The sequence below is a fragment of the Methylophilus sp. genome (assembly GCF_052173275.1).
GTDB lineage: Bacteria > Pseudomonadota > Gammaproteobacteria > Burkholderiales > Methylophilaceae > Methylophilus.
This window is the reverse complement of record NZ_JBQMUL010000002.1, coordinates 2,548,731-2,567,171: the sequence shown is the minus strand read 5'-3', so window position 1 is coordinate 2,567,171 and position 18,441 is coordinate 2,548,731. Positions and strand designations below refer to the sequence as shown.

Sequence of the window (18,441 nt, the reverse complement as noted above, 5' to 3'; positions counted from 1 at the left end):
ACAGTGAAAGAACAATTATTTGCGTTTAAGCAACTTGATGTCACGGATGGTGGCTTCAGTCGGCTCGGCGGGGAGAGACTCCCAGGCATTGCAGGCTGGGCATTGCCAGTGGTATTGCTTGGCGCGGAAACCACATTGGTCACAGTAATAGGCCGCGCGGTCGCCGATGGCATTACGTACGGTTTGTTGCATAAGCTGTAAATCATGCTGTTCATCTTCCAGCATGGCACGAGCCTGCAGCAATTGGTCCAGTGATTTTAAACTGGGCTTGCGTATCAGTTCATTCCGCGCCAGTTTGGCTGCCGTATCGGCGCCTTCAGCTTGCAACGTGGCCTCGTATAACACTGACATCATGCTGCTTAACTGGTAGGACTCCAGGTATTGACTCAACTGGGCCAGGCCTTCTTTTAAGCCTTTGGACGCGTTGCCGGCCGTTGCATCACCTTCTCGCAAAGCGGCATAGCTTTTCAGCATTTTTTGTGCGACCAGGCCCAGGTATTCCGGATCCTGCATTTCGATTCTTTTCCAGAAGGCGATCGCCGCTGCGTGATCTTCTTGCTGTGCCGCCATATCGCCTAGCAGCACATTGGCGCGTACACAGTTTTTGTTTGCATCCAGGGCTTGCACCAGGAGGTCGGTGGCATGCTGCCAGTCTTTCTGAATGATCGCGTTGACGGCCAGCTCACAGTAATACTGGGCGACTTCTTTGCGATAAGAAATCCCGGATGAGCCTTCTAATTCAATTGCCATGGCAATTGCTTGCGACCACTCCCGCTCTTTCACATATATTTCGAGCAAATGGCGTAATGCGGCCTGTTCATAACGTGTATGACGCAAAGTTAAAAATAATTCTTCCGCGCGGTCATATAATCCGGCTTTAAAGTAATCCTGTGCCAGTTCCACTTTAATCGAAGTAGATTGCTGCTCAGTCAACTCATAGTTTTCCAGCAGATTCATATGCAGGTGGATAGCACGGTCAGTTTCGCCGGTGCGACGGAACAGGCTGCCCAATACAAAATGCAACTCAAGCGAATCCTTATTCAGGTAGAGCGCTTCACTGAAAGCATCTACCGCTTTGTGGTACTGGTCCGCAATCAGCAGGTTCAGGCCTTTGAAATAAGTAGCGGGCAGGGAGGTCGATTCTGCGATCAACTGCTTGATATCCACGCGAGCGGCGATCCAGCCCAGCGTGAAAAACAGTGGCAAAATCAATAACCACCAATATTCAAATTCAACCAGCATACAAGGTCTCTTTTTTAGATAGCGCCTATTTTACCTTAAGCGCCTGAGGTGTTGGCATGAATATGGCGATGCCATGAATTTAGTAAAGCGATGGCGATGCCATTCAGGCAAAGCACGGCGAAAAAAAACGGCATCTCATTGAGATGCCGTTTTTGTCAGCAAAGGCTGATTTACTCCATAGCGTCTACGCGGTCGCGCAGTTCCTTGCCTGCCTTGAAATGAGGCACATACTTGGCTGGCACCTGTACTTTGGTGCCAGTTTTAGGATTGCGTCCCAAACGAGGCGGGCGGTAGTTCAAACTGAAACTACCAAAACCGCGGATTTCAATACGCTCGCCAGTCGCCAGGTTCTCTGTCATCGCATCGAGGATGGTTTTGACAGATAACTCGGCATCTTTCAGCACTAATTGCGGAAAGCGCTGTGCAAGTAAATCGATAAGTTCAGATCTAGTCATGACCTAAAGCCTTTATTATTTTTTGCTGTCCAATTTAGCTTTCAACAAAGCACCCAGGTTAGTGGTACCCGCTGAAGCTTCATCGATAAGGACATCATCTGTTTTTGCTTTTTTGGCTTTTGGTTTGCCGCCTTTGTCGTCACCAATTGGCGCGCTGTTGCCACTTGGATCTTCAGTCAGCTGTTTCACGCCCAGAGAAATACGCTCTTTCTCAACATCAATTGCCAGGATAACGGCTTGCAGCTCGTCACCTTTCTTGAAGTTGCGGATCGCTTCTTCGCCAGACTGTGTCCATGACAGGTCAGACAAGTGAACCAGGCCATCAATGCCGCCTGGCAGACCGATAAACACACCAAAGTCAGTGATGGATTTGATTTGGCCAGATACTTTGTCGCCTTTAGCGTGCGTTGCAGCGAAATCATCCCATGGGTTTGGTTTGCACTGTTTCATACCCAGTGACAAACGACGACGGTCTTCGTCGATTTCCAGGATCATCACTTCAACTTCGTCGCCCAATTGAGCAATTTTGCCCGGATGGATGTTCTTGTTAGTCCAGTCCATTTCAGACACGTGTACCAAACCTTCAATACCCGGCTCTACTTCAACAAACGCGCCGTAGTCAGTCAGGTTAGACACTTTACCGAACAGGCGTGTGCCTACTGGGTAACGGCGGCTCAATGCCACCCATGGGTCGTCGCCCAATTGTTTGATGCCCAGAGAAACACGGTTTTTCTCTTGGTCGAATTTCAGGATCTTGGCTTCAACTTCTTCACCAACGGTCAGCACTTCAGATGGGTGCTTCACACGGCGCCATGCCAGGTCAGTGATGTGCAACAGGCCATCGATACCACCCAGATCCACGAACGCGCCGTAGTCAGTGATGTTTTTAACGATACCTTTGATTACAGCACCTTCAGTCAGGCTGCCCAGCAATGCTTCACGGTCAGCACCCAGGGTGTCTTCCATGACTGCGCGACGTGAAACAACGATGTTGTTACGCTTGCGGTCCAGCTTGATGACTTTGAAGTCCCACTCTTTGTTTTCGTAAGGAGTCGTGTCTTTCACCGGGCGGATGTCTACCAGTGAACCAGGCAAGAATGCCATGATGCCGCTGACAGAAACGCGCAGGCCACCTTTAACACGGCTGCTGACAAAGCCTTTAACAACGCGGCCTTCGTTCATGGCTTCTTCCAGATCCAGCCATGCTTGCATTTTCTTCGCTTTTTCGCGAGACAGTTGTGTAGAACCAAAACCATCTTCCAGCTTTTCAATCGCCACTTTGACGAAGTCGCCTACAGCAACTTCAAGTTCGCCTTGGGCATTTTTGAACTCACCGGCATTAATCACGCTTTCGGATTTAAGGCCAGCGTTAACAATCACGAAATCATTGTCTACAGAGACTACTTCGGCGGTGATCACTTCACCAGCGCGCATTTCCTGGCGGGCCAGGCTTTCTTCGAAGAGGGCTGCAAAAGATTCGTTAGAAGAGGTTGAATTAGAAATAGAAGCCATTAAAAAATTGTCCAAATTTACACGTAAAACAACACATGCCGTTATACGCGCCATTGCTACTCAAGATAAGCAGGCAACGGATAAAGTTAATATATGTCACATCCAGCTGGCGCCAGAGATAACGCGAATCTGGAACTATACACAAAAAAATTATTCACTTCAATGACTTAAAGCGTTTTTTATGTAATTTCCGTGGTCTTTTTTAAAGGCGTCTACAATCATATCGACGGCTTGGGCGATATTCATTTTCGTCGTATCCACCAACATCGCATCCGGCAATTGTTTCAGGGGAGCTGAAGCGCGTTGCGTGTCACGCAGGTCGCGCTGCCTCAGATCTTCCAGAATCGTATCGTAATCGGCAGTGTCGCCGCGTTGGATGAGTTGATCATAGCGGCGTTGGGCACGGGTCTCAACGCCTGCGGTGAGAAATACTTTTAATGCAGCATCCGGGAAAATGACCGAGCCTATGTCGCGTCCATCTCCCACCAAGCCAGGCATTTTCCTGAAATTTCTTTGAGTTTGTAGCAGGGCAGTGCGCACCTCAGGGTGTACAGCGACCTCGGAAGCACCTTTACCCATGTGTTCGGTGCGAATATGTGGGCTGACATGAACACCATTTAAAAACGCTTCACCGCCCTCAAACTTGATATCCATCGCCGAGACGATGTCTGCCAGTTTAGCTGCGTCTGACCATGACACAGATTGTGTGTGCGCTGCATAAGCCAGCAAGCGATAGAGTGCGCCGGAATCCAGGTAATGAAAGCCAAATACGGCTGCGACACGTTCTGCGACGCTGCCTTTACCGGAAGCGGAAGGGCCATCAATGGCAATCACTGGCCATAAGGGTAGTTCAGTCATAAATTTTGCTTATCGAATACTTAAAAACAATGAATTGGATTAAATAAATAGGGTTTTATATGATGTGCCTAACGATTAAGGAGCACCTCATGATTAAAACATTTTCTTTCGCTATCCTGCATTTCAGCGTGGCTTTTAGCATTGCCTACCTGCTCACCGGCAGCATCCTGATTGGTGGCCTGATGGCGCTGATTGAGCCTGCCATTAATACTGTCGTATTTTATTTCCATGAGCGGGCTTGGAACCACCATCAGCATGGGCATGCCGCCGTTAAAGAGGCGGATGAACATGAGTGGGCTTACGCTGCCTGATTAATGCGCAATACTACTAAACACCTTAAAGTATTCGGGGAAGGTTTTAGCCACGCATTTAGGGTCGTTAATCGTGACTGGCACACCGGCCAGGCTGATCAATGAAAAGCACATCGCCATGCGGTGGTCATCATAGGTATCGATCACTGCATTTTCAATCAGCTTTGTAGGTGGCGTAATCTCGATAGCGTCAGCCGCTTCTGTGACGGTTGCCCCCACTTTGCGCAATTCTGTCGCCATGGCAGCAATGCGGTCAGTTTCTTTCACGCGCCAGCTGGCTATATTGCGCAAGGTGGTTGTGCCTTGCGCAAACACCGCCATCACCGCCAGCGTCATGGCAGCATCAGGAATATGGTTACAATCCAGGTCAATCGCCTTGAGTGCCCCCGTTTTTTCTGCGCGTACATGATTCTCGTCATAGCTGATACGGCCACCCATCAGTTTGGCCGCTTCCGCAAACAGAATATCGCCCTGAATACTGTGCTGGCCAACGCCTTGCACGGTGACATCGCCCGCCAGGATACCTGCCGCAATAAAGTATGAAGCACTCGAGGCATCACCTTCAACGTAAATCTCGCCTGGGGATTGGTAACTTGTGGCCGTTGGAATATGAAAACTTTGCCAGCCATCTCGTTCTACAGTGACACCAAAACGCTGCATCAGGTTAAGCGTGATTTCAATATAAGGCTTTGAAATCAACTCACCGACCACTTCTATCGTGGCTGCCTGGCCTGTCAGCGGCAACGCCATCAGCAACGCGGTCAGAAACTGGCTGGAGACATCACCACGGATTTGAATCGGCTGGCTGACATCGATTGTTGCCGGGGATATTTGCAGGGGAGGGTAGTGCTCGTTGCCCAAATAACTGATATCGGCCCCTGCTTGCTGAAGTGCTGTGACCAAATCACCAATCGGGCGCTCATGCATGCGCGGCACACCATGCAAATGGTAACTGCCATTTGAAAAAGCCAGTGCTGCTGTCAGCGGCCTGAAGGCTGTGCCTGCATTGCCAAGAAACAAGTCCGCCTGCTTGTTTGGAAAGTTACCAGCACACCCGGTCACGCGCCAGGCGTTTTCATCGATGTTTTCCAGCTTAATCCCTAGCGATTGCAGCGCTTCCAGCATGCGTGCTGTGTCATCGGAGTCGAGCAAGTCGCGTATCACTGTCACCCCGTCAGAAAGCGCTGCCAGCAACAAGGTGCGGTTGGAAATGCTTTTTGAGCCGGGTAATGTGATCGTACCTGTTGCTTGTGTGGCGGCAGCTAAATGCAGTTGTTCCATATATATTGAGTCTACTATTGAGTTTTGGATTTAGCCCAGGCATTACGGGCGTTGCTGGCATGTTCAAATAACGCAAACAAACCTTCATCATCATTATTTTCAAGCAATGCCGTCATTTCACTCACCGCTTGTTGATAGGTATTGAGCTCTTGTAATAAGGCCTGTTTATTTGCCAATGCAATATCACGCCACATTTCAGGATGGCTGCCAGCAATCCGGGTAAAGTCACGGAAGCCACTGGCGGCAAATTTAAACAGTAATTCTGCATTGTCACGCTTGGCTAAATCCTCTACCAGGGCGAATGCCAATAAATGCGGCAAATGGCTGACTGCGGCGAATACACTGTCATGTTCTTCCGGACGCATATTGGACACGAGCGCACCGCAGTTTTGCCATAGCGCAGTCACTTTTTGTACAGCCTCTGCGCTGGTCACAGTCGCTGGTGTAAGAATGACGTTTTTGCCTATATATAAATCAGACATTGCCGCAGCTGGGCCGCTTTTTTCAGCCCCGGCGATGGGGTGTCCGCCCACAAACTGGTTAAATTTTTCGCCCAGTTCGGCCTGTGCATAAGCCATGACATCAGATTTTGTGCTGCCCGCATCCGTGATCACTATGTGCACAGAAAGATGAGGACGAATAGATTTTAGAATGGCTGGCGTTTGTGCAACAGGCGCTGCGATGAGGACTAAATCTGCATTTTCTAGCGCGCTTGCAACATTCGTTTCTGCGGCATCAATCAATCCTAAATTTAATGCTTCCTGCAGACTTTGATTTGAGCGGCCAACGCCAATGATCTTTGGCGGATTGGGCAGCTTTTTCAGTGCCAAGGCGACTGAACCGCCAATCAATCCCACGCCAAATATTACAATTTTCTTGAACATTCAGGAATTGTATCATGTCATACAAGTGCGTCTGAAGTTTGGCTAGTATGGGTTTCAGGCGTATAATTAAAAGCTTGCTTTGGGGCTGACCAGGTTTCGACGTGGGTTGCAAAGCAGTGCAGGGCATACCGAGGGTTCAGGTTTCCTCGTAAATCCATCTGAAAAAGTATAGTCGCAAACGACGAAACTTACGCTTTAGCCGCTTAATACCGGCTGAACGCTGCCCCGAAGAGTCTCTCGGTCGGGCCGGGTAACCGGCAGCAGCGTCATTTAGAGAGAATCGTGCGTGGTTGGGTTGCTTAATCACGCATTAAATCCAAGGCAACTCGCTTTACCCTTGCTTGCTCGTTGGTGAGTGTACGGTTAAATATAAACAACGCAGCTAAGTATGTAGAACTGTCTGTGGAGGGCTTGCGGACGGGGGTTCGATTCCCCCCAGCTCCACCAATTACCCAAATCAAGAAATACCAAAACACCTCACAAACCCGCGTAAATGCGGGTTTTTTCATTTATACCTACTCTCAGAACGTATCATGTGATGTATTGACATACCCCATCTATTGGGGGTATTTTCTGGGGTATCTACACGTACCCCAATGGGAGATACCCCAAATGGCACTTTCTGACGTTACCTTAAAAGCCAAAACGCACAAAGATGAAAATGGCAATCCACGCAAAGCACCATACAAGCTTTACGATGAAATGGGCTTGTATGTACAAGTTGCGGAGGGTAAATCCTCTGTTTTAGAGTTTCATTAAAGGTTTAATAAAAAATGGGTAATAAAAATGAAATATACCGAGGCCCTTTAATTCTATTAGCTGTGCTGGTGATATGCATTTTGGTAGTGGTATTTTCTAATCAAAATCAATCAGAATCCTCACACTTAATTCCGGCAAGATATATTCCATGGTCACCAGAGAATAAATGCCTAAATCTTCATAAAGCGGACTTTAATGACCCGGACTCGGCTTATGTTCACAGTAGTTATACATTAGGTAAATCCGATTTGAACATAACAGAAAACCCTATTTCAAGGCACTACATAGAAGAAGGTTACGGCATGTTAGTTGTAAACGTTAGAGCCAAAAACGCCTATGGGGCATACGTTAAAGCTTATGTAGCATGCCCGACCGATAGTGACGGCGTAAGTGAACTGTTAACAGCTGCCTACCGAGTACAGCAAGACCAAGGCCTAGGCCTAGGTGTGAGTGCTGAGACACCTTTAGTAGAGTGACTTTTGATTAATTGGGGTATCTTTGGGGGTATCTTGTTATTTTAAATCCAATAGAATGGCTTAAATAAAGGCTTATATGGCTTTGTTTGATTGTCCCCAGCCCACCAATCTTAAGTAACTAATGCAGTATATGTCGTCAAAAAAACCCGCTCAAGAGCGGGTTTTTTGTTGTGTATCCATTTCTCAAAAGTCTGTTTTTAATATACGCGTCAGCTATATTGCATTTTCAAGCGAATACAGAACCTGCGCTTTGCCACCATGCGCAATTGATCAAAGATCATCTGCTTCCAAACAAACCGCGCCCTGATAGTCTGTTCGTCAGTGTCATTGATTTTGAGCTGATTAAGCTGTTTTCGAGGTTTCCTTCTCGTGACGGCAAAAGCATGATGCTTGATGCGTTCAAGCTTATTTGCCGGTGCTGCCAGCGCGCCGGATATCCAGCGATGAAATACCACTGGTTTTACGTTGGCGAGTTTTATCGCTTTTTGCAGATTTAATGTCCCTAAATATTTGCCGATTTTTAAACTCCAATTCAATGAATGTTGCGTGTGTATTTTCTCAACTCTGCTTTTATTTTGCATGGTTTTATTTTTCATATGATTTCCCTTTTCCTATGATTATTATGACCATAAATTACATTGATAGAAATTAATAAATCATTTAAATCAATACATTAAATAATAAACTTAATGTATTACGACTCTATCAGCGATAGGGCTTTTGTATCAATAGGAATCTTTACTCAGCGGGTGGAAGAAATTTTTTGCAAACTAAATACGTTATAAATTTGTCACAAAAGGAAACCAAGCAAACTGATAGCCATAGAAACAACATGAACCTTACGCATAGCAATGAAGCAAAACTTGTCCAGGACGTAGAGACACTACGCATTCAATTCCCACAAGCAAAAGATTTATATAGAGAAGTCTGCCGACTGATGTTTTTTCGATACGGGATCCAGCCGACCGCGAATAAGCTTTATCAGCTTGTGCGCAAAGGCACCATGTCGATACCTGCGCAGGCAGTAAGTAACTTTTGGTCGGAACTCAGACTTAAAAACAGGGTGGATATTGAGCACTCTGGTTTGCCGGACAGTTTGCGCGAATTCGCTGGCGAAGCCCTTAGTACCTTATGGAAATCCGCCCTGGAGGTCGCCAGGCAAAACGTCAAAGAAAAGCACTCAGCCATCAATGGTCTTGAAAGTAGTAACAGGCTGGAGTTAGAAAATTGCAAGGCGCAACTTAAGAAGCTGGAGTCGCTCAACATTGAACAGTCTTCAGAGCTGGCCATGCTTAGAAAGCAGCTGCAGGAGAGCGAAAAAAGATTCCTGATTGATCATCAGGTATCAGCTACTCACAAAGAATCAGTCAAAACGCTGCAGTATGAGAAATCAGCCTTGGAAGGTTCGCTAAAGAGTATCAATAATGAATTTGATACCGAGCTGAACAAGCTGCATGCTGCGTTGAAGTTTTCAGAAGAACGATTCAGGAAGCTGGAGGCGAAATCATTTCTGGATGTCGACAGGGAGCGGCAGCGTACATATAAGCTGGAATCTGAAATCGCTGAGTTAAAAAAAGCATTGCTGACAGAACATGCAGTCAATAAAAGCCAATCAGCCAAGAACCAAAAACTGGTAAATGAGTTACGCGAAAATGTGGGCGTGATCAAAGGGCAATTAAAAGAGTCGCAGCGCCAGCAATTAGTCGCGTCAAACAAGTTAAAGCAAATTGAAAGAAAAAAGGCATTACTTAAATGAGTATGTGCAGATGAGACCTAAATTCAAAACACTTCGCATAATGTATAAATCATTGTCTGCATTTGAAATGCCTGCCGCCATAGCTGGCGCGGGTTGCAGGGCAGTTACACCGGTGGTAATTAATAACAAGGCAGCCACCCCTCCAAGCTTCTGAAAGAGGCTTTTCCACAGTGTTTTTTCCTCCTCTGTCTTAGCTCTATCCATGTGAATCTCACTGACCACCAAGAATGGGTCGATCTCTAGTATTGACGCCACTTTCAGGCATGTTTTGTCATCGAAATGTACGTTTTTCTTTCTATAAGCGCTGATCGCAGATCTAGTTAACTCCATTTTCGAAGCTAAAACATAGTCGGAAGGCGCGCCAGTCTTAGATTTGATGGCGTCGAGATAACGATTTGTACTGTTCATGATAGGCATCCAGTCCTAGTTGTAAGTGGCACCATAATAGTCAATGATTCTTTGACATTCAACGGTCAAATGACGTTTGACACGTCGAACGGTATTTGACTATATTTCGCCTTGCCTGCCAGCTTCCGGCATCCAGCCAGACAAGTTACTCCGATTACTTGGCTCCGCTGGCAGGACCCAAACTTATCAGGGTGCCAATCGGAGGGGTTAACTTAAGGGGCGAAAATGAATATTCAGGAGTGGCAGAAACTTAGTACAGCCGAAAAGAAACGGCTGTTACGTGCAGCAGGGCATCAGCCCAATAACTACGCCTATAGGGCGTTTAATTTTATCCCGTCACACATCCGTGACGACATCAACTACGTGATACGCCGTGAGCAGGCTAGGGCAGAAGCTGGGGCGATCTATGCGTGAAGATATTAGGCAGTGTGGGTCTGGGTGGGGGTGCAAAGAGTGTTCGCGGTCTCGGTTGAGGGAAACCGCGAATGATTTGTTAGTTAGTAACCGCAGGAGGGTGGTCAGTCCAGTGCACCATCATACTGATAGCGCCATTAATGAAAGATTTGGCTTCTGGCGGAATGCCCGCAGAATTGCCCAGCATTATTTGCAAGCCCAGAATGGTTTCTTTCGTCGCCTCTTTACTGGTCGGTGGAAAAGCGTGGATCACAGGGATCATGCTTCCTAAAGCCATACCTATCATGTTTGCAAATTCTTCTTTTTCACTTTGTGTCACGGCAGTGTCTCCCTTTGTTGTTGGTAAGGGCATCATACCTCTTTTGGTGCCAGTATGACCGCCCTAAACACCCCCTCAATAGACACCCCCCGAATGCAGCTGGCGACAGTGCTAGAAATTGCCCTTACTGAGGGGTTCTCATTGAGACCCCCCATGCAGGCAGTTGCACTGGCCTACGGGATCACTTCACCTGATAGGGCTATCTATGAGCACCCCTCTGCTTAGTCTGAATGATCGCGTCCGGATCCTGAAAGGTGACCATGAGGGTGCCATTGGGTGGATCTGGAAAATACAGGTCGAACCTACTACCGAAATCAAGACCCTGGTTTTGATTACAGTTCAGCTGTCGCGGCCGTATGGTCACATGGCTGAGCTTTTGCCATCCATGATCGAGCTGGACGCCACTCCATGCTCGCATGACTGGCAGCTTTTGCAGGAAGCCGATACCGGCTATTTGTGCCGCAAATGCGGCGAACGCCACTATGACGAAAACATCCAGCCGCCTATAGCGGCTTAATTTTTAACTATCGAAAGGACTGCCATGTTTAAACAGGGTGACAAAGTACGGATCAACGATCAGGAGCATGACTATTGCGGCTTCTATGGCACGGTTGAAAGCGTCATTGATGATCGCTTATGGATCGCTGACGATAACAATGCAGCGCGCGTGATTATTGCGACTCAGTCACAGGTAGAGGCCAATTAGAACATGCAAAACGTGGCATCAGCACACCTTCTCGGTAGTAGTGCGAAATCCCCAAACCAGAAAGAAGCGCAAAAACCAAAACAGCAAATGCCAATATTTGCCAAAAGGTTGCGTTATGACTTGCAGCGCAAAGCAATGTCCATCCTGTGGGATCACTCAGGCGATACCGAGCGCCAACACCGTGTTTGCAGCTGCCACCGCAATTTAAGTTCTGACGGTCTGCCGATTTATCGCGCGGTCGATGGATCCAACGCGCGATTTGCAAACGTGCAAACCTGCGGTTCTGGCTGGGTATGCCCAGTCTGCAACCCAAAAATCACAGAACATCGCCGCGAGGATATTTACAAGGCGACGGTAGAGTGGAACAAGCAGGGCGGCAAATGCCTGCTTATGACACTGACCACCGAGCACGAAAACGCTGACAACATTGTCGAGGTGCTTGAAGAGGTCTCCAAAGCGCAGGATCTATTCACCAATGACAAGTTTGTCAAAAAGACCTTTGGCACTGCGACCGCCACAGTGATGCAGCGCGAGGCCAAAGGCAGACCAGTTAAAGAGCAGATCCACGGCACGCATCAGCGGCTAGGTTATATCCGGTCGCTGGAAGTCACGCACGGCGTGAACGGCTGGCACCCACATTTTCACATTGTCATGTTTATGCATGACGATTCGCTTTTAACCGACGGATCCACACTGCAACGCCTGAAGGAAATCTGGGTTAAGTGCCTGATTAAAGCCGGTGCGGACAAATTCAAAATTAGCGATATGTTGAAATACGGTTTAGATCTGCGCGGTGGCGATTACGTGGCTGACTACATCATGAAATTTGGCCGCGAGCCGATCGCAGTGAATGGCTGGACAATCGCCCACGAAGTCACCAAAGCCAACAGCAAAAACCAAACGCGCAATATCAACGGTGACTGGCATTACACCCCGTTTCAGTTGCTCGGCTTTGCCACCAATGGCGAAGAGGCCGCGGCCGCATTGTTCAAAGAATTCGCCCTGGCATTCACTGGTAAGCGGATGAATTACTGGACCAACGGCCTTAAGGACTATTTCGGCATCAATGAGGTGGACGATGAAGAGATCTCGCAGGAAGCGGCTGAACCTGAAGTCGAAGAGGAACTGGTGATCTATCTGAACCCTGAAGAGTGGAAGCAAGTATTGCAATCAAACACCCGGGCGGAATTGTTAGAAATAGCCGCCGCCTTTGGCAAAGATGGCGTGATCGACTTTCTTGAGAGACTGCCCGATCGACCCAAAACCCACAGCGGCCACTATGACGTTGCCAAGCCCAAAGGGATTTGGCAGTGACCGGCAATGGCTATTTGATGATCGTGATTGTGTTCGCACTAATCAACATTTGGCTTGCTAGGTGGAAATAATGGCTTTTTGGGGCAGGCTATTTGATAACCGTAGGTATTGCAGTAAATGCAAGATCAGCTTTTCTAACAAAGGGCCTCGTTGCCCAAACTGTGGCCGGATCTGTTGATGTACGGCCACCCACAAGCAAGGCACTTTATGAGCAAACAGGAAAAAACCATCAAGCTGGCTTCTCTGGTTCAGCAGATTCAAGCGGTTCAGATCCCGGCATACATCCCGGGCGCTAAAGATCTGCAACAACTGAAAGAGGCCATTTTATTAATCATCGACGTCCTAACTACGGAAAGCGAGTAAACCATGAAAACCAAAGTAGGGCGCATGCCCTGTGAGACTTGCAGCACTGAAGTCGTTGTCAAAAAAAATGAGCATGGCACCCTGTCATACAGGTGCGATGAATGTGATGCAGCACCGTATGCACGTGTGGGCACCGGCCAGCATGATAAATGGTCTGCAAAGCTAGGCACCGCAACACAGCCAGCACCGCAAGAAGATCCAAAGCCAGCGCCAAAAACTGGCGGTCACCCTTTATTCGGTTAATTAGGATCTAGCATGATTGATGAAAACGAACTGAACAGACTAGCCACTAAAGCGCAACAAGCTGACGCGGCCGCGACTGAGCAAGCGGCCGTTACTGAGCAAACCGGCACAGGCGATCAAGGCATTCAAACCATCGAATTAACACTGGACGCTGAAATGGCCATGATGTTGAACATGATTTTAAATATGCTCAAACCAGCATTGCCAAGCCTCGAACAGATCTACACGCCGCCAGTGATCCAAGCGCTTTCTGAAAGCACCGCGGCCGTGTGTAATAAGCATGGATGGCTACAAAACGGGCTTGCTGGTAAATTCGCTGAAGAGCTGGCTTTAGGTGCGATAGTCATACCGGTGGGGCTGGCGACCTACAAAGGCGTTACCGCTGACATTGCCTATAATAAAGCGGCTCAGACCACGCAAGAAAAACCAGTCGAGCCAGCGAAAGCCGAATAATGGGTGCGGAAAATATCGCACGCATTGAGGCGTATATAGGGGCGTCCGGATCCGGCAAATCGACAGCAATCAAACAGCTGGTGCGCAAAGAAAAGCCTAAACGGCTAATCATCATTGATCCCATGGGTGAATATGCCAAGTTCGCAGAGCCGGTGCCCACGATCAAAGATCTATTGACCAAAGTCCGCCAGAAATCCTTCAATGTCTCATTCAAAACCTCAAGGCTTAACCCAGTCGATCAGTTTGAGATCATCTGCGACATTGCCTACACCATGGGTGATATGTGGTTGCTGCCTGAAGAGTTGCAAATGTTTACCAAGGCAGGTTCTGCGCCGCCTTCATGGTCTGATTGCACATTGAGGGGCCGCCATAGGGGATTAACACTGATAGGGGCCACACAGCGTCCGGCCGTCATTGATAAAAACTTCTTTGGCAACTGCACCAAGATCCGCACCGGTCGCCTGAATTACAAGGCAGACATTGTGACCATGGCCGATGTCTTGAACGTACCCAAAGCACAGGTGCAAAACCTTTTACCCTTCCATTACATTGAAAAAGACATGGCAACAGGCATCGTTACCACTGGAATGGTGCAAAAACTAAAATAAATTTTGATCAGAAAAGCTTCTCCAGAGGGGTGCTCAATAGGCACCTATTCAATAGGGTGGTCGTTTGACCGCCTTTTTTTTATGCGAATAATGGGTATCCGTAACTTTTGTTAATCAATCAACAATCAAGGAAACGGACATGAACACAAACCTGTTATTCGCAGCTGGCATTCTTGGTGCTGCATATTTCTTCGTCGGCAAAACCAATCCAATGGTGCGCGGCGCTGTCATCAGCATCGGCGCAGTGATTGCCGCTAAGCAAATCCCTTACGTTAAAGACTACGTTTAACGACTGGCTTGACCTTCTCACTCTCTCATTAAGGAAAAGCCATGTTATTAAAACTCGTAGCCTTTAACAATGTAGTCGCAAACCAACCAGCAACGCTGGATCTGCTGTCCCTGACCGCTGGTAAAGTGATCGACCGCATTGTGCTGCTTTTGGGCGGCACCTTCACCAAAGCCCAGCTGACTGACATCCGCATCAAAGCGAATGGCAAGATCATCTGGAATGACAACGGCGATCGCACTGACAAGCGCATGCAGTATCGCGGTATCGCAGCAACTGCCAACAAACTGACAATCGACTTTTCAGAGATCCGCGCAAAGGATCAGCTGGAGCAACAGTTAGGCAGTCTGGACACTTTACGTCTGGGCGGCGGCACGCTGACGATGGAGGTCGATATCGGCGGGGCCACCAATCCGACACTGGCCGCATGGGCTGAATGCTCATGGCAGACTACCCAAGTCGAAAACGCGCAAGCCGGTGCATATTCTGGCGCGGACTTGATCGGCAAGGTGCTGAACTTCCCGCACCAAGTGGCAGCGACAGCGGCCAAATATCCGATCACGATCCCATACGGTAAACAGGGTGGCAGCTTGATTAAGCGGATCCACCTAGTGCCGCCAGCATCAGGCATCACGATCAACGGCTTTGAAGTGCGTAAAAACGGTGTAACGATCTTTGATTCCACCAAGGATATCAACGACTTTATCAACACCGAATACCAGCGCGTCACACAAACCGGCTGGTTCCACTTTGACACCATCAAAGACGGTTGTTTCTTTACTAACCTGCTCAATGCAGCGGACGCCAAAACAATGGAGTTCTATGCAGACGTGACAGTCTCTACGCCTGGCACTATGCAAGTCGTCGTGGAAATGCTGGATCCGTTAGCAAACAACTAAGGGGCGGTTATGACTGACTTAACTTTGCCCGGTGGTTTGGGGGCTGGCACCGATTGGAACGATACTTTACAAAAGATCGTTGCTTATGGCGCTGGCCGTTTCGCCGACACATACGCCGTTGATAAACTGTATCAGGCAAGCAATAACACGCCTTTGATGATGGATCAATGGGGAAACGTGTTCCCGCAAGGCCAGCTGAATTCGGCTTATCAAACTCAACAAAGCGGCACCTTTCCCATGATTTTTTTAATGATCGGCGGGGCGTTCCTCTTTTTGATGTTGGCTAAAGACTAGGGGGCCGTCATGGCAGCATGGATGGCGGCAATTCCCGCGATGGTGAATGGTGCCGTGGAAGCGTCAAAGGCGCCCGCTATCGGCGGGAATATGCCTCAATACCACACGATGTTTGGCTCTGGCGACTGGAATGTCGCGACGTCTGGATCCAAGGTCAACGGATCTACCCAGTGGTACGTCTACGCGCTCGGCGCGGCCGTTGCGATCATCGCTGTAAAACGATTCACACGGAAATAATTAGCCATGATCATAGGCGGAAAATCAAAATCATCATCAGCATCAGCTGAGACCAATGCCGACAACAGAATCGTTGCCGATGCTGAGGCACAAGCGGCCAGCTCTGGTTCTCAAGTAGCAAAGGATTACGCCAGCCCGGTAAATATCAATGTTGTCGGCACCGGCATGAATAAGTCGTCAATGAACGTGAACTCATATGTCACGATGACAGATCACGGCGCCATAGCTGCGTCATTCAATTTTGCCGAAAATGCCTTGGACAAAATGGACGAAACGGTCGAAGAGGTGCTCGGCGTTGCCAAGTCAAATTTTGATCAGACGACCAGTGCATTGCAAAACGCCTATGAAGATGCAAAGGGCGGCACCCTGGTGATGCAAAGGGTCGCTTTCGCAGCGCTCGGCACCGTGGCGGTCGGCCTGTATTTCTGGCTCGGAAAAAAGGCTAAATAATGAAAACATATGATCTCGCTTTAATCCCTGGCGTGGATACACGCTTAAATATTGACTACAAGTTTCTACTTGTCCTGGCCGATGGTGGTTACACGTTTGATGTGTCGCTTTTTAAGGGTAGCGGCTTTCAGAAATGTGAAGGCGTCAATGCTGGTTTCGGCTTGAGGCTGGACGGCAATAATCGCGGCAAAGAGTTATTTTTCACCAGTTCAAACGCACAAACGATCAAGGTATTTGTCGGTGATGATGAGGCAATCTATCAGCGCCTATCTGGCACGGTCACTATCAACGGCGGCACGTTGGCGACAGTTTCAAATCTCACGACACTGGGCACGATTTCTAATACGGTGAATGTGGCCGATGCAGGGGAGAGTTACGGCGCGAGTTATAAAAGTCAGACAGCTATGGGAGTAAACACCGCTGATACGATTGTCGCTCCTGGCGCGAATGTAAATGGAATCATCATTCAGCGAGCGAGCATGCTTGCATACAACGCAACGTTGTTCATGTATCCGACATTAATCGCAAAAACATCAACGCCGCTAAATACTAGCGATGGCGATGTGATTTTAACTTCACGTTCTTATGGTGGCGGTGCCTATTTTGCTAGTGCAGGTATGGATGAGCCTTTGAAAATTGCAGCAGGCAAAGGTTTGTATTACATCAATAGTACTGCTGAAAGTAATGCCCATCGGTCCGTTCTCTACACGTTACCGTAATGGAAGACGACGACTTAATCATTCTGGCGTCTGTGGCTCTGATTGGCGTCGTTTGGTGGTGGCGCAATCAGCAGGGCGGGGCGCTAACAGAAGATCTAACGGAAGGGCTTGGCAGTTTAGGCGACTTTATGACGACAGTACAAAACAAACTATGGGTGGCCCCTGCGGCCGCTAAACCATATATGACAGCAATCGCCCAGGCGGAAAGTAAATACGGTCTGCCAACTAACTTGTTGGCGCGTGTGCTGCATCAGGAAAGCCGCTTCCGCGAAGACATCATCACAGGCAAAACCAAGTCCTCGGCTGGTGCAATCGGCATTGCGCAATTCATGCCTGCCACGGCTAAAGGCTTTGGTATCAATCCGCTGGATCCCTTCGCCAGCATCGACGCGGCTGGAAAGTATCTGAAACAACTGTATACACGTTTCAAAAGCTGGCCTGAAGCGCTTGCCGCTTATAACTGGGGTCAAGGCAATGTCGGCCGCAAAGGCCTTGAGAATGCACCGAAGGAAACAAGAAAATATTTCAGCCAGATTCTGGCAGACCTGGGGATGGCATGAAAACCACGACTTTAATTGTGCTGGGCGCCGCTGGCGTCCTTGGCTTTGTGCTGTTTAGTGATGGCAAGCAAAAACAGACCGTTCAGACCGCGCTTAAAAAGGCCGGTATTAATATCAATTTCAGCTCAGGTGTGCCGGTCGATATCCCGAAGGATCCGACAAAGCTGGTCAATCAGGTCGATTACTATGAAAAAAATCCCACAGAATCATTCTGGGATAGCTTATTCCGTAGCCTGCCATGACTTCACTAGCGATTAAGCCAGAGGTAAGCCTGAATACCGTGATCGCATTGTTGGTCGCCGGTGGCGCGCTTTATCTGGCGTGGAAAATCAAAAACGGTGTGTCTGACGTTGCTGATGACCTGGGCGAATGGTGGGAAGGCGTGGATCTTAATCCATTGGATAAAGAGGGCACCATCGGGAAGATCTTTAGCCCGCCACCCTACAGCTATGAAACGCTTGATACAGCCGCCCGCAAGGCATTGGCTGCAAAGGGCAAGAATATTGATAACTACCGCATTTATCTACCGTTGCCAGGCGAGAAGCTACCGCCTGACAGCTGGAAGGTAACCTACAAGGGAACCGTGTACACATACATCCCGAAAAACTCAAAACCGATATTTTCTATTTAAGGA

30 protein-coding genes and 1 other RNA gene are annotated in these 18,441 nt (G+C 48.4%); 22 read left to right on the top strand and 9 right to left on the bottom strand.

Going from position 1 to position 18,441, the window contains the following annotated elements:
- Nucleotides 1-15: 15 nt before the first annotated feature.
- The 4 genes from lapB to cmk form a co-directional block, all read right to left on the bottom strand.
- Nucleotides 16-1,242, bottom strand: a complete 1,227-nt coding sequence (gene lapB, locus ACTS9Y_RS13520; protein WP_442586450.1) for a lipopolysaccharide assembly protein LapB — start codon at nt 1,240-1,242, stop codon at nt 16-18.
- A gap of 170 nt (nt 1,243-1,412) precedes the next feature.
- Nucleotides 1,413-1,697 (bottom strand): integration host factor subunit beta, encoded by a 285-nt coding sequence (locus ACTS9Y_RS13515; RefSeq protein ID WP_379029822.1) that lies wholly within the window; start codon nt 1,695-1,697, stop codon nt 1,413-1,415.
- 15 nt (nt 1,698-1,712) lie between these two features.
- Nucleotides 1,713-3,209: a 30S ribosomal protein S1 gene (gene rpsA / locus ACTS9Y_RS13510; protein ID WP_379055711.1), complete on the bottom strand. Its 1,497-nt coding sequence runs from the start codon at nt 3,207-3,209 to the stop codon at nt 1,713-1,715.
- Between the two features lie 159 nt (nt 3,210-3,368).
- Nucleotides 3,369-4,067: a (d)CMP kinase gene (cmk, locus tag ACTS9Y_RS13505; protein ID WP_442586449.1), complete on the bottom strand. Its 699-nt coding sequence runs from the start codon at nt 4,065-4,067 to the stop codon at nt 3,369-3,371.
- A gap of 89 nt (nt 4,068-4,156) precedes the next feature.
- Between cmk and ACTS9Y_RS13500 the strand changes: the two genes are divergently transcribed.
- The gene (locus ACTS9Y_RS13500; protein WP_442586448.1) at nt 4,157-4,378 is read left to right on the top strand and encodes a DUF2061 domain-containing protein; all 222 of its coding nucleotides are present in this window, start codon (nt 4,157-4,159) and stop codon (nt 4,376-4,378) included.
- On the opposite strand, the gene aroA is transcribed toward ACTS9Y_RS13500, so the two are convergent.
- A complete protein-coding gene (gene aroA / locus ACTS9Y_RS13495) occupies nt 4,379-5,659 on the bottom strand; it encodes a 3-phosphoshikimate 1-carboxyvinyltransferase (protein ID WP_442586447.1) in 1,281 nt (426 codons plus the stop codon). It lies immediately after the preceding gene.
- Nucleotides 5,660-5,673: 14 nt separating this feature from the next.
- Nucleotides 5,674-6,543 carry a prephenate dehydrogenase gene (locus ACTS9Y_RS13490; RefSeq protein WP_442586446.1) on the bottom strand — a complete coding sequence of 290 codons (870 nt, stop codon included), beginning with the start codon at nt 6,541-6,543 and terminating at the stop codon, nt 5,674-5,676.
- An 81-nt stretch (nt 6,544-6,624) separates the two neighbouring features.
- Between ACTS9Y_RS13490 and ssrA the strand changes: the two genes are divergently transcribed.
- The 3 genes from ssrA to ACTS9Y_RS13475 all read left to right on the top strand — a co-directional run bounded on the left by ssrA (nt 6,625) and on the right by ACTS9Y_RS13475 (nt 7,778).
- Nucleotides 6,625-6,990, top strand: a transfer-messenger RNA (tmRNA) gene (gene ssrA / locus ACTS9Y_RS13485).
- Nucleotides 6,991-7,155: 165 nt separating this feature from the next.
- Nucleotides 7,156-7,302 (top strand): hypothetical protein, encoded by a 147-nt coding sequence (locus tag ACTS9Y_RS13480; RefSeq protein ID WP_442586445.1) that lies wholly within the window; start codon nt 7,156-7,158, stop codon nt 7,300-7,302.
- A 14-nt stretch (nt 7,303-7,316) separates the two neighbouring features.
- Nucleotides 7,317-7,778, top strand: a complete 462-nt coding sequence (locus ACTS9Y_RS13475; protein WP_442586444.1) for a hypothetical protein — start codon at nt 7,317-7,319, stop codon at nt 7,776-7,778.
- A gap of 209 nt (nt 7,779-7,987) precedes the next feature.
- Here the strand turns inward: ACTS9Y_RS13475 and ACTS9Y_RS13470 are convergent, their stop codons facing one another.
- Entirely contained in the window at nt 7,988-8,374 is a 387-nt protein-coding gene (locus ACTS9Y_RS13470; protein WP_442586443.1) for a hypothetical protein, read from the bottom strand.
- Between the two features lie 236 nt (nt 8,375-8,610).
- On the opposite strand from ACTS9Y_RS13470, the gene ACTS9Y_RS13465 reads away from it, so the two are divergent.
- Complete coding sequence (locus tag ACTS9Y_RS13465) at nt 8,611-9,534, top strand: DNA-binding protein (protein WP_442586442.1); 924 nt, start codon at nt 8,611-8,613, stop codon at nt 9,532-9,534.
- Here ACTS9Y_RS13465 and ACTS9Y_RS13460 read toward each other — a convergent pair.
- The gene (locus ACTS9Y_RS13460; RefSeq protein WP_442586441.1) at nt 9,523-9,942 is read right to left on the bottom strand and encodes a DUF3693 domain-containing protein; all 420 of its coding nucleotides are present in this window, start codon (nt 9,940-9,942) and stop codon (nt 9,523-9,525) included. The genes ACTS9Y_RS13465 and ACTS9Y_RS13460 overlap by 12 nt on opposite strands.
- Before the next feature lie 225 nt (nt 9,943-10,167).
- On the opposite strand from ACTS9Y_RS13460, the gene ACTS9Y_RS13455 reads away from it, so the two are divergent.
- Nucleotides 10,168-10,356, top strand: a complete 189-nt coding sequence (locus ACTS9Y_RS13455) for a hypothetical protein (RefSeq protein ID WP_442586440.1) — start codon at nt 10,168-10,170, stop codon at nt 10,354-10,356.
- 79 nt (nt 10,357-10,435) lie between these two features.
- Here ACTS9Y_RS13455 and ACTS9Y_RS13450 read toward each other — a convergent pair whose 3' ends face one another.
- Nucleotides 10,436-10,675 (bottom strand): hypothetical protein, encoded by a 240-nt coding sequence (locus ACTS9Y_RS13450; protein WP_442586439.1) that lies wholly within the window; start codon nt 10,673-10,675, stop codon nt 10,436-10,438.
- Nucleotides 10,676-10,880: 205 nt separating this feature from the next.
- Between ACTS9Y_RS13450 and ACTS9Y_RS13445 the strand changes: the two genes are divergently transcribed.
- The 16 genes from ACTS9Y_RS13445 to ACTS9Y_RS13370 all read left to right on the top strand — a co-directional run bounded on the left by ACTS9Y_RS13445 (nt 10,881) and on the right by ACTS9Y_RS13370 (nt 18,438).
- On the top strand, nt 10,881-11,192 hold the full coding sequence (locus ACTS9Y_RS13445) for a hypothetical protein (RefSeq protein ID WP_442586438.1): 312 nt from the start codon (nt 10,881-10,883) through the stop codon (nt 11,190-11,192).
- Nucleotides 11,193-11,216: 24 nt separating this feature from the next.
- Entirely contained in the window at nt 11,217-11,381 is a 165-nt protein-coding gene (locus ACTS9Y_RS13440; protein ID WP_442586437.1) for a hypothetical protein, read from the top strand.
- A gap of 12 nt (nt 11,382-11,393) precedes the next feature.
- Nucleotides 11,394-12,695: a hypothetical protein gene (locus ACTS9Y_RS13435; protein WP_442586436.1), complete on the top strand. Its 1,302-nt coding sequence runs from the start codon at nt 11,394-11,396 to the stop codon at nt 12,693-12,695.
- 207 nt (nt 12,696-12,902) lie between these two features.
- Nucleotides 12,903-13,058: a hypothetical protein gene (locus tag ACTS9Y_RS13430; RefSeq protein ID WP_442586435.1), complete on the top strand. Its 156-nt coding sequence runs from the start codon at nt 12,903-12,905 to the stop codon at nt 13,056-13,058.
- A 3-nt stretch (nt 13,059-13,061) separates the two neighbouring features.
- A complete protein-coding gene (locus ACTS9Y_RS13425) occupies nt 13,062-13,301 on the top strand; it encodes a hypothetical protein (RefSeq protein WP_442586434.1) in 240 nt (79 codons plus the stop codon).
- Nucleotides 13,302-13,313: 12 nt separating this feature from the next.
- Nucleotides 13,314-13,754, top strand: coding sequence for a hypothetical protein (locus ACTS9Y_RS13420; RefSeq protein WP_442586433.1), 441 nt, complete (start codon nt 13,314-13,316; stop codon nt 13,752-13,754).
- The gene (locus ACTS9Y_RS13415; RefSeq protein ID WP_442586432.1) at nt 13,754-14,362 is read left to right on the top strand and encodes a helicase HerA domain-containing protein; all 609 of its coding nucleotides are present in this window, start codon (nt 13,754-13,756) and stop codon (nt 14,360-14,362) included. The genes ACTS9Y_RS13420 and ACTS9Y_RS13415 overlap by 1 nt, the downstream gene beginning before the upstream one ends.
- 139 nt (nt 14,363-14,501) lie before the next feature.
- The gene (locus ACTS9Y_RS13410) at nt 14,502-14,651 is read left to right on the top strand and encodes a hypothetical protein (protein ID WP_442586431.1); all 150 of its coding nucleotides are present in this window, start codon (nt 14,502-14,504) and stop codon (nt 14,649-14,651) included.
- A 41-nt stretch (nt 14,652-14,692) separates the two neighbouring features.
- A complete protein-coding gene (locus ACTS9Y_RS13405) occupies nt 14,693-15,547 on the top strand; it encodes a major capsid protein P2 (protein ID WP_442586430.1) in 855 nt (284 codons plus the stop codon).
- A gap of 9 nt (nt 15,548-15,556) precedes the next feature.
- On the top strand, nt 15,557-15,841 hold the full coding sequence (locus ACTS9Y_RS13400) for a hypothetical protein (protein ID WP_442586429.1): 285 nt from the start codon (nt 15,557-15,559) through the stop codon (nt 15,839-15,841).
- A 9-nt stretch (nt 15,842-15,850) separates the two neighbouring features.
- Complete coding sequence (locus tag ACTS9Y_RS13395; RefSeq protein WP_442586428.1) at nt 15,851-16,078, top strand: hypothetical protein; 228 nt, start codon at nt 15,851-15,853, stop codon at nt 16,076-16,078.
- Nucleotides 16,079-16,084: 6 nt separating this feature from the next.
- Nucleotides 16,085-16,528: a hypothetical protein gene (locus tag ACTS9Y_RS13390; protein WP_442586427.1), complete on the top strand. Its 444-nt coding sequence runs from the start codon at nt 16,085-16,087 to the stop codon at nt 16,526-16,528.
- Nucleotides 16,528-17,247: a hypothetical protein gene (locus ACTS9Y_RS13385; RefSeq protein ID WP_442586426.1), complete on the top strand. Its 720-nt coding sequence runs from the start codon at nt 16,528-16,530 to the stop codon at nt 17,245-17,247. The genes ACTS9Y_RS13390 and ACTS9Y_RS13385 overlap by 1 nt, the downstream gene beginning before the upstream one ends.
- Nucleotides 17,247-17,807, top strand: a complete 561-nt coding sequence (locus tag ACTS9Y_RS13380; RefSeq protein WP_442586425.1) for a lytic transglycosylase domain-containing protein — start codon at nt 17,247-17,249, stop codon at nt 17,805-17,807. The genes ACTS9Y_RS13385 and ACTS9Y_RS13380 overlap by 1 nt, the downstream gene beginning before the upstream one ends.
- Nucleotides 17,804-18,049: a hypothetical protein gene (locus ACTS9Y_RS13375; protein WP_442586424.1), complete on the top strand. Its 246-nt coding sequence runs from the start codon at nt 17,804-17,806 to the stop codon at nt 18,047-18,049. The genes ACTS9Y_RS13380 and ACTS9Y_RS13375 overlap by 4 nt, the downstream gene beginning before the upstream one ends.
- Entirely contained in the window at nt 18,046-18,438 is a 393-nt protein-coding gene (locus tag ACTS9Y_RS13370; protein ID WP_442586423.1) for a hypothetical protein, read from the top strand. Before ACTS9Y_RS13375 ends, ACTS9Y_RS13370 begins: the two co-directional genes overlap by 4 nt.
- Nucleotides 18,439-18,441: the final 3 nt, after the last annotated feature.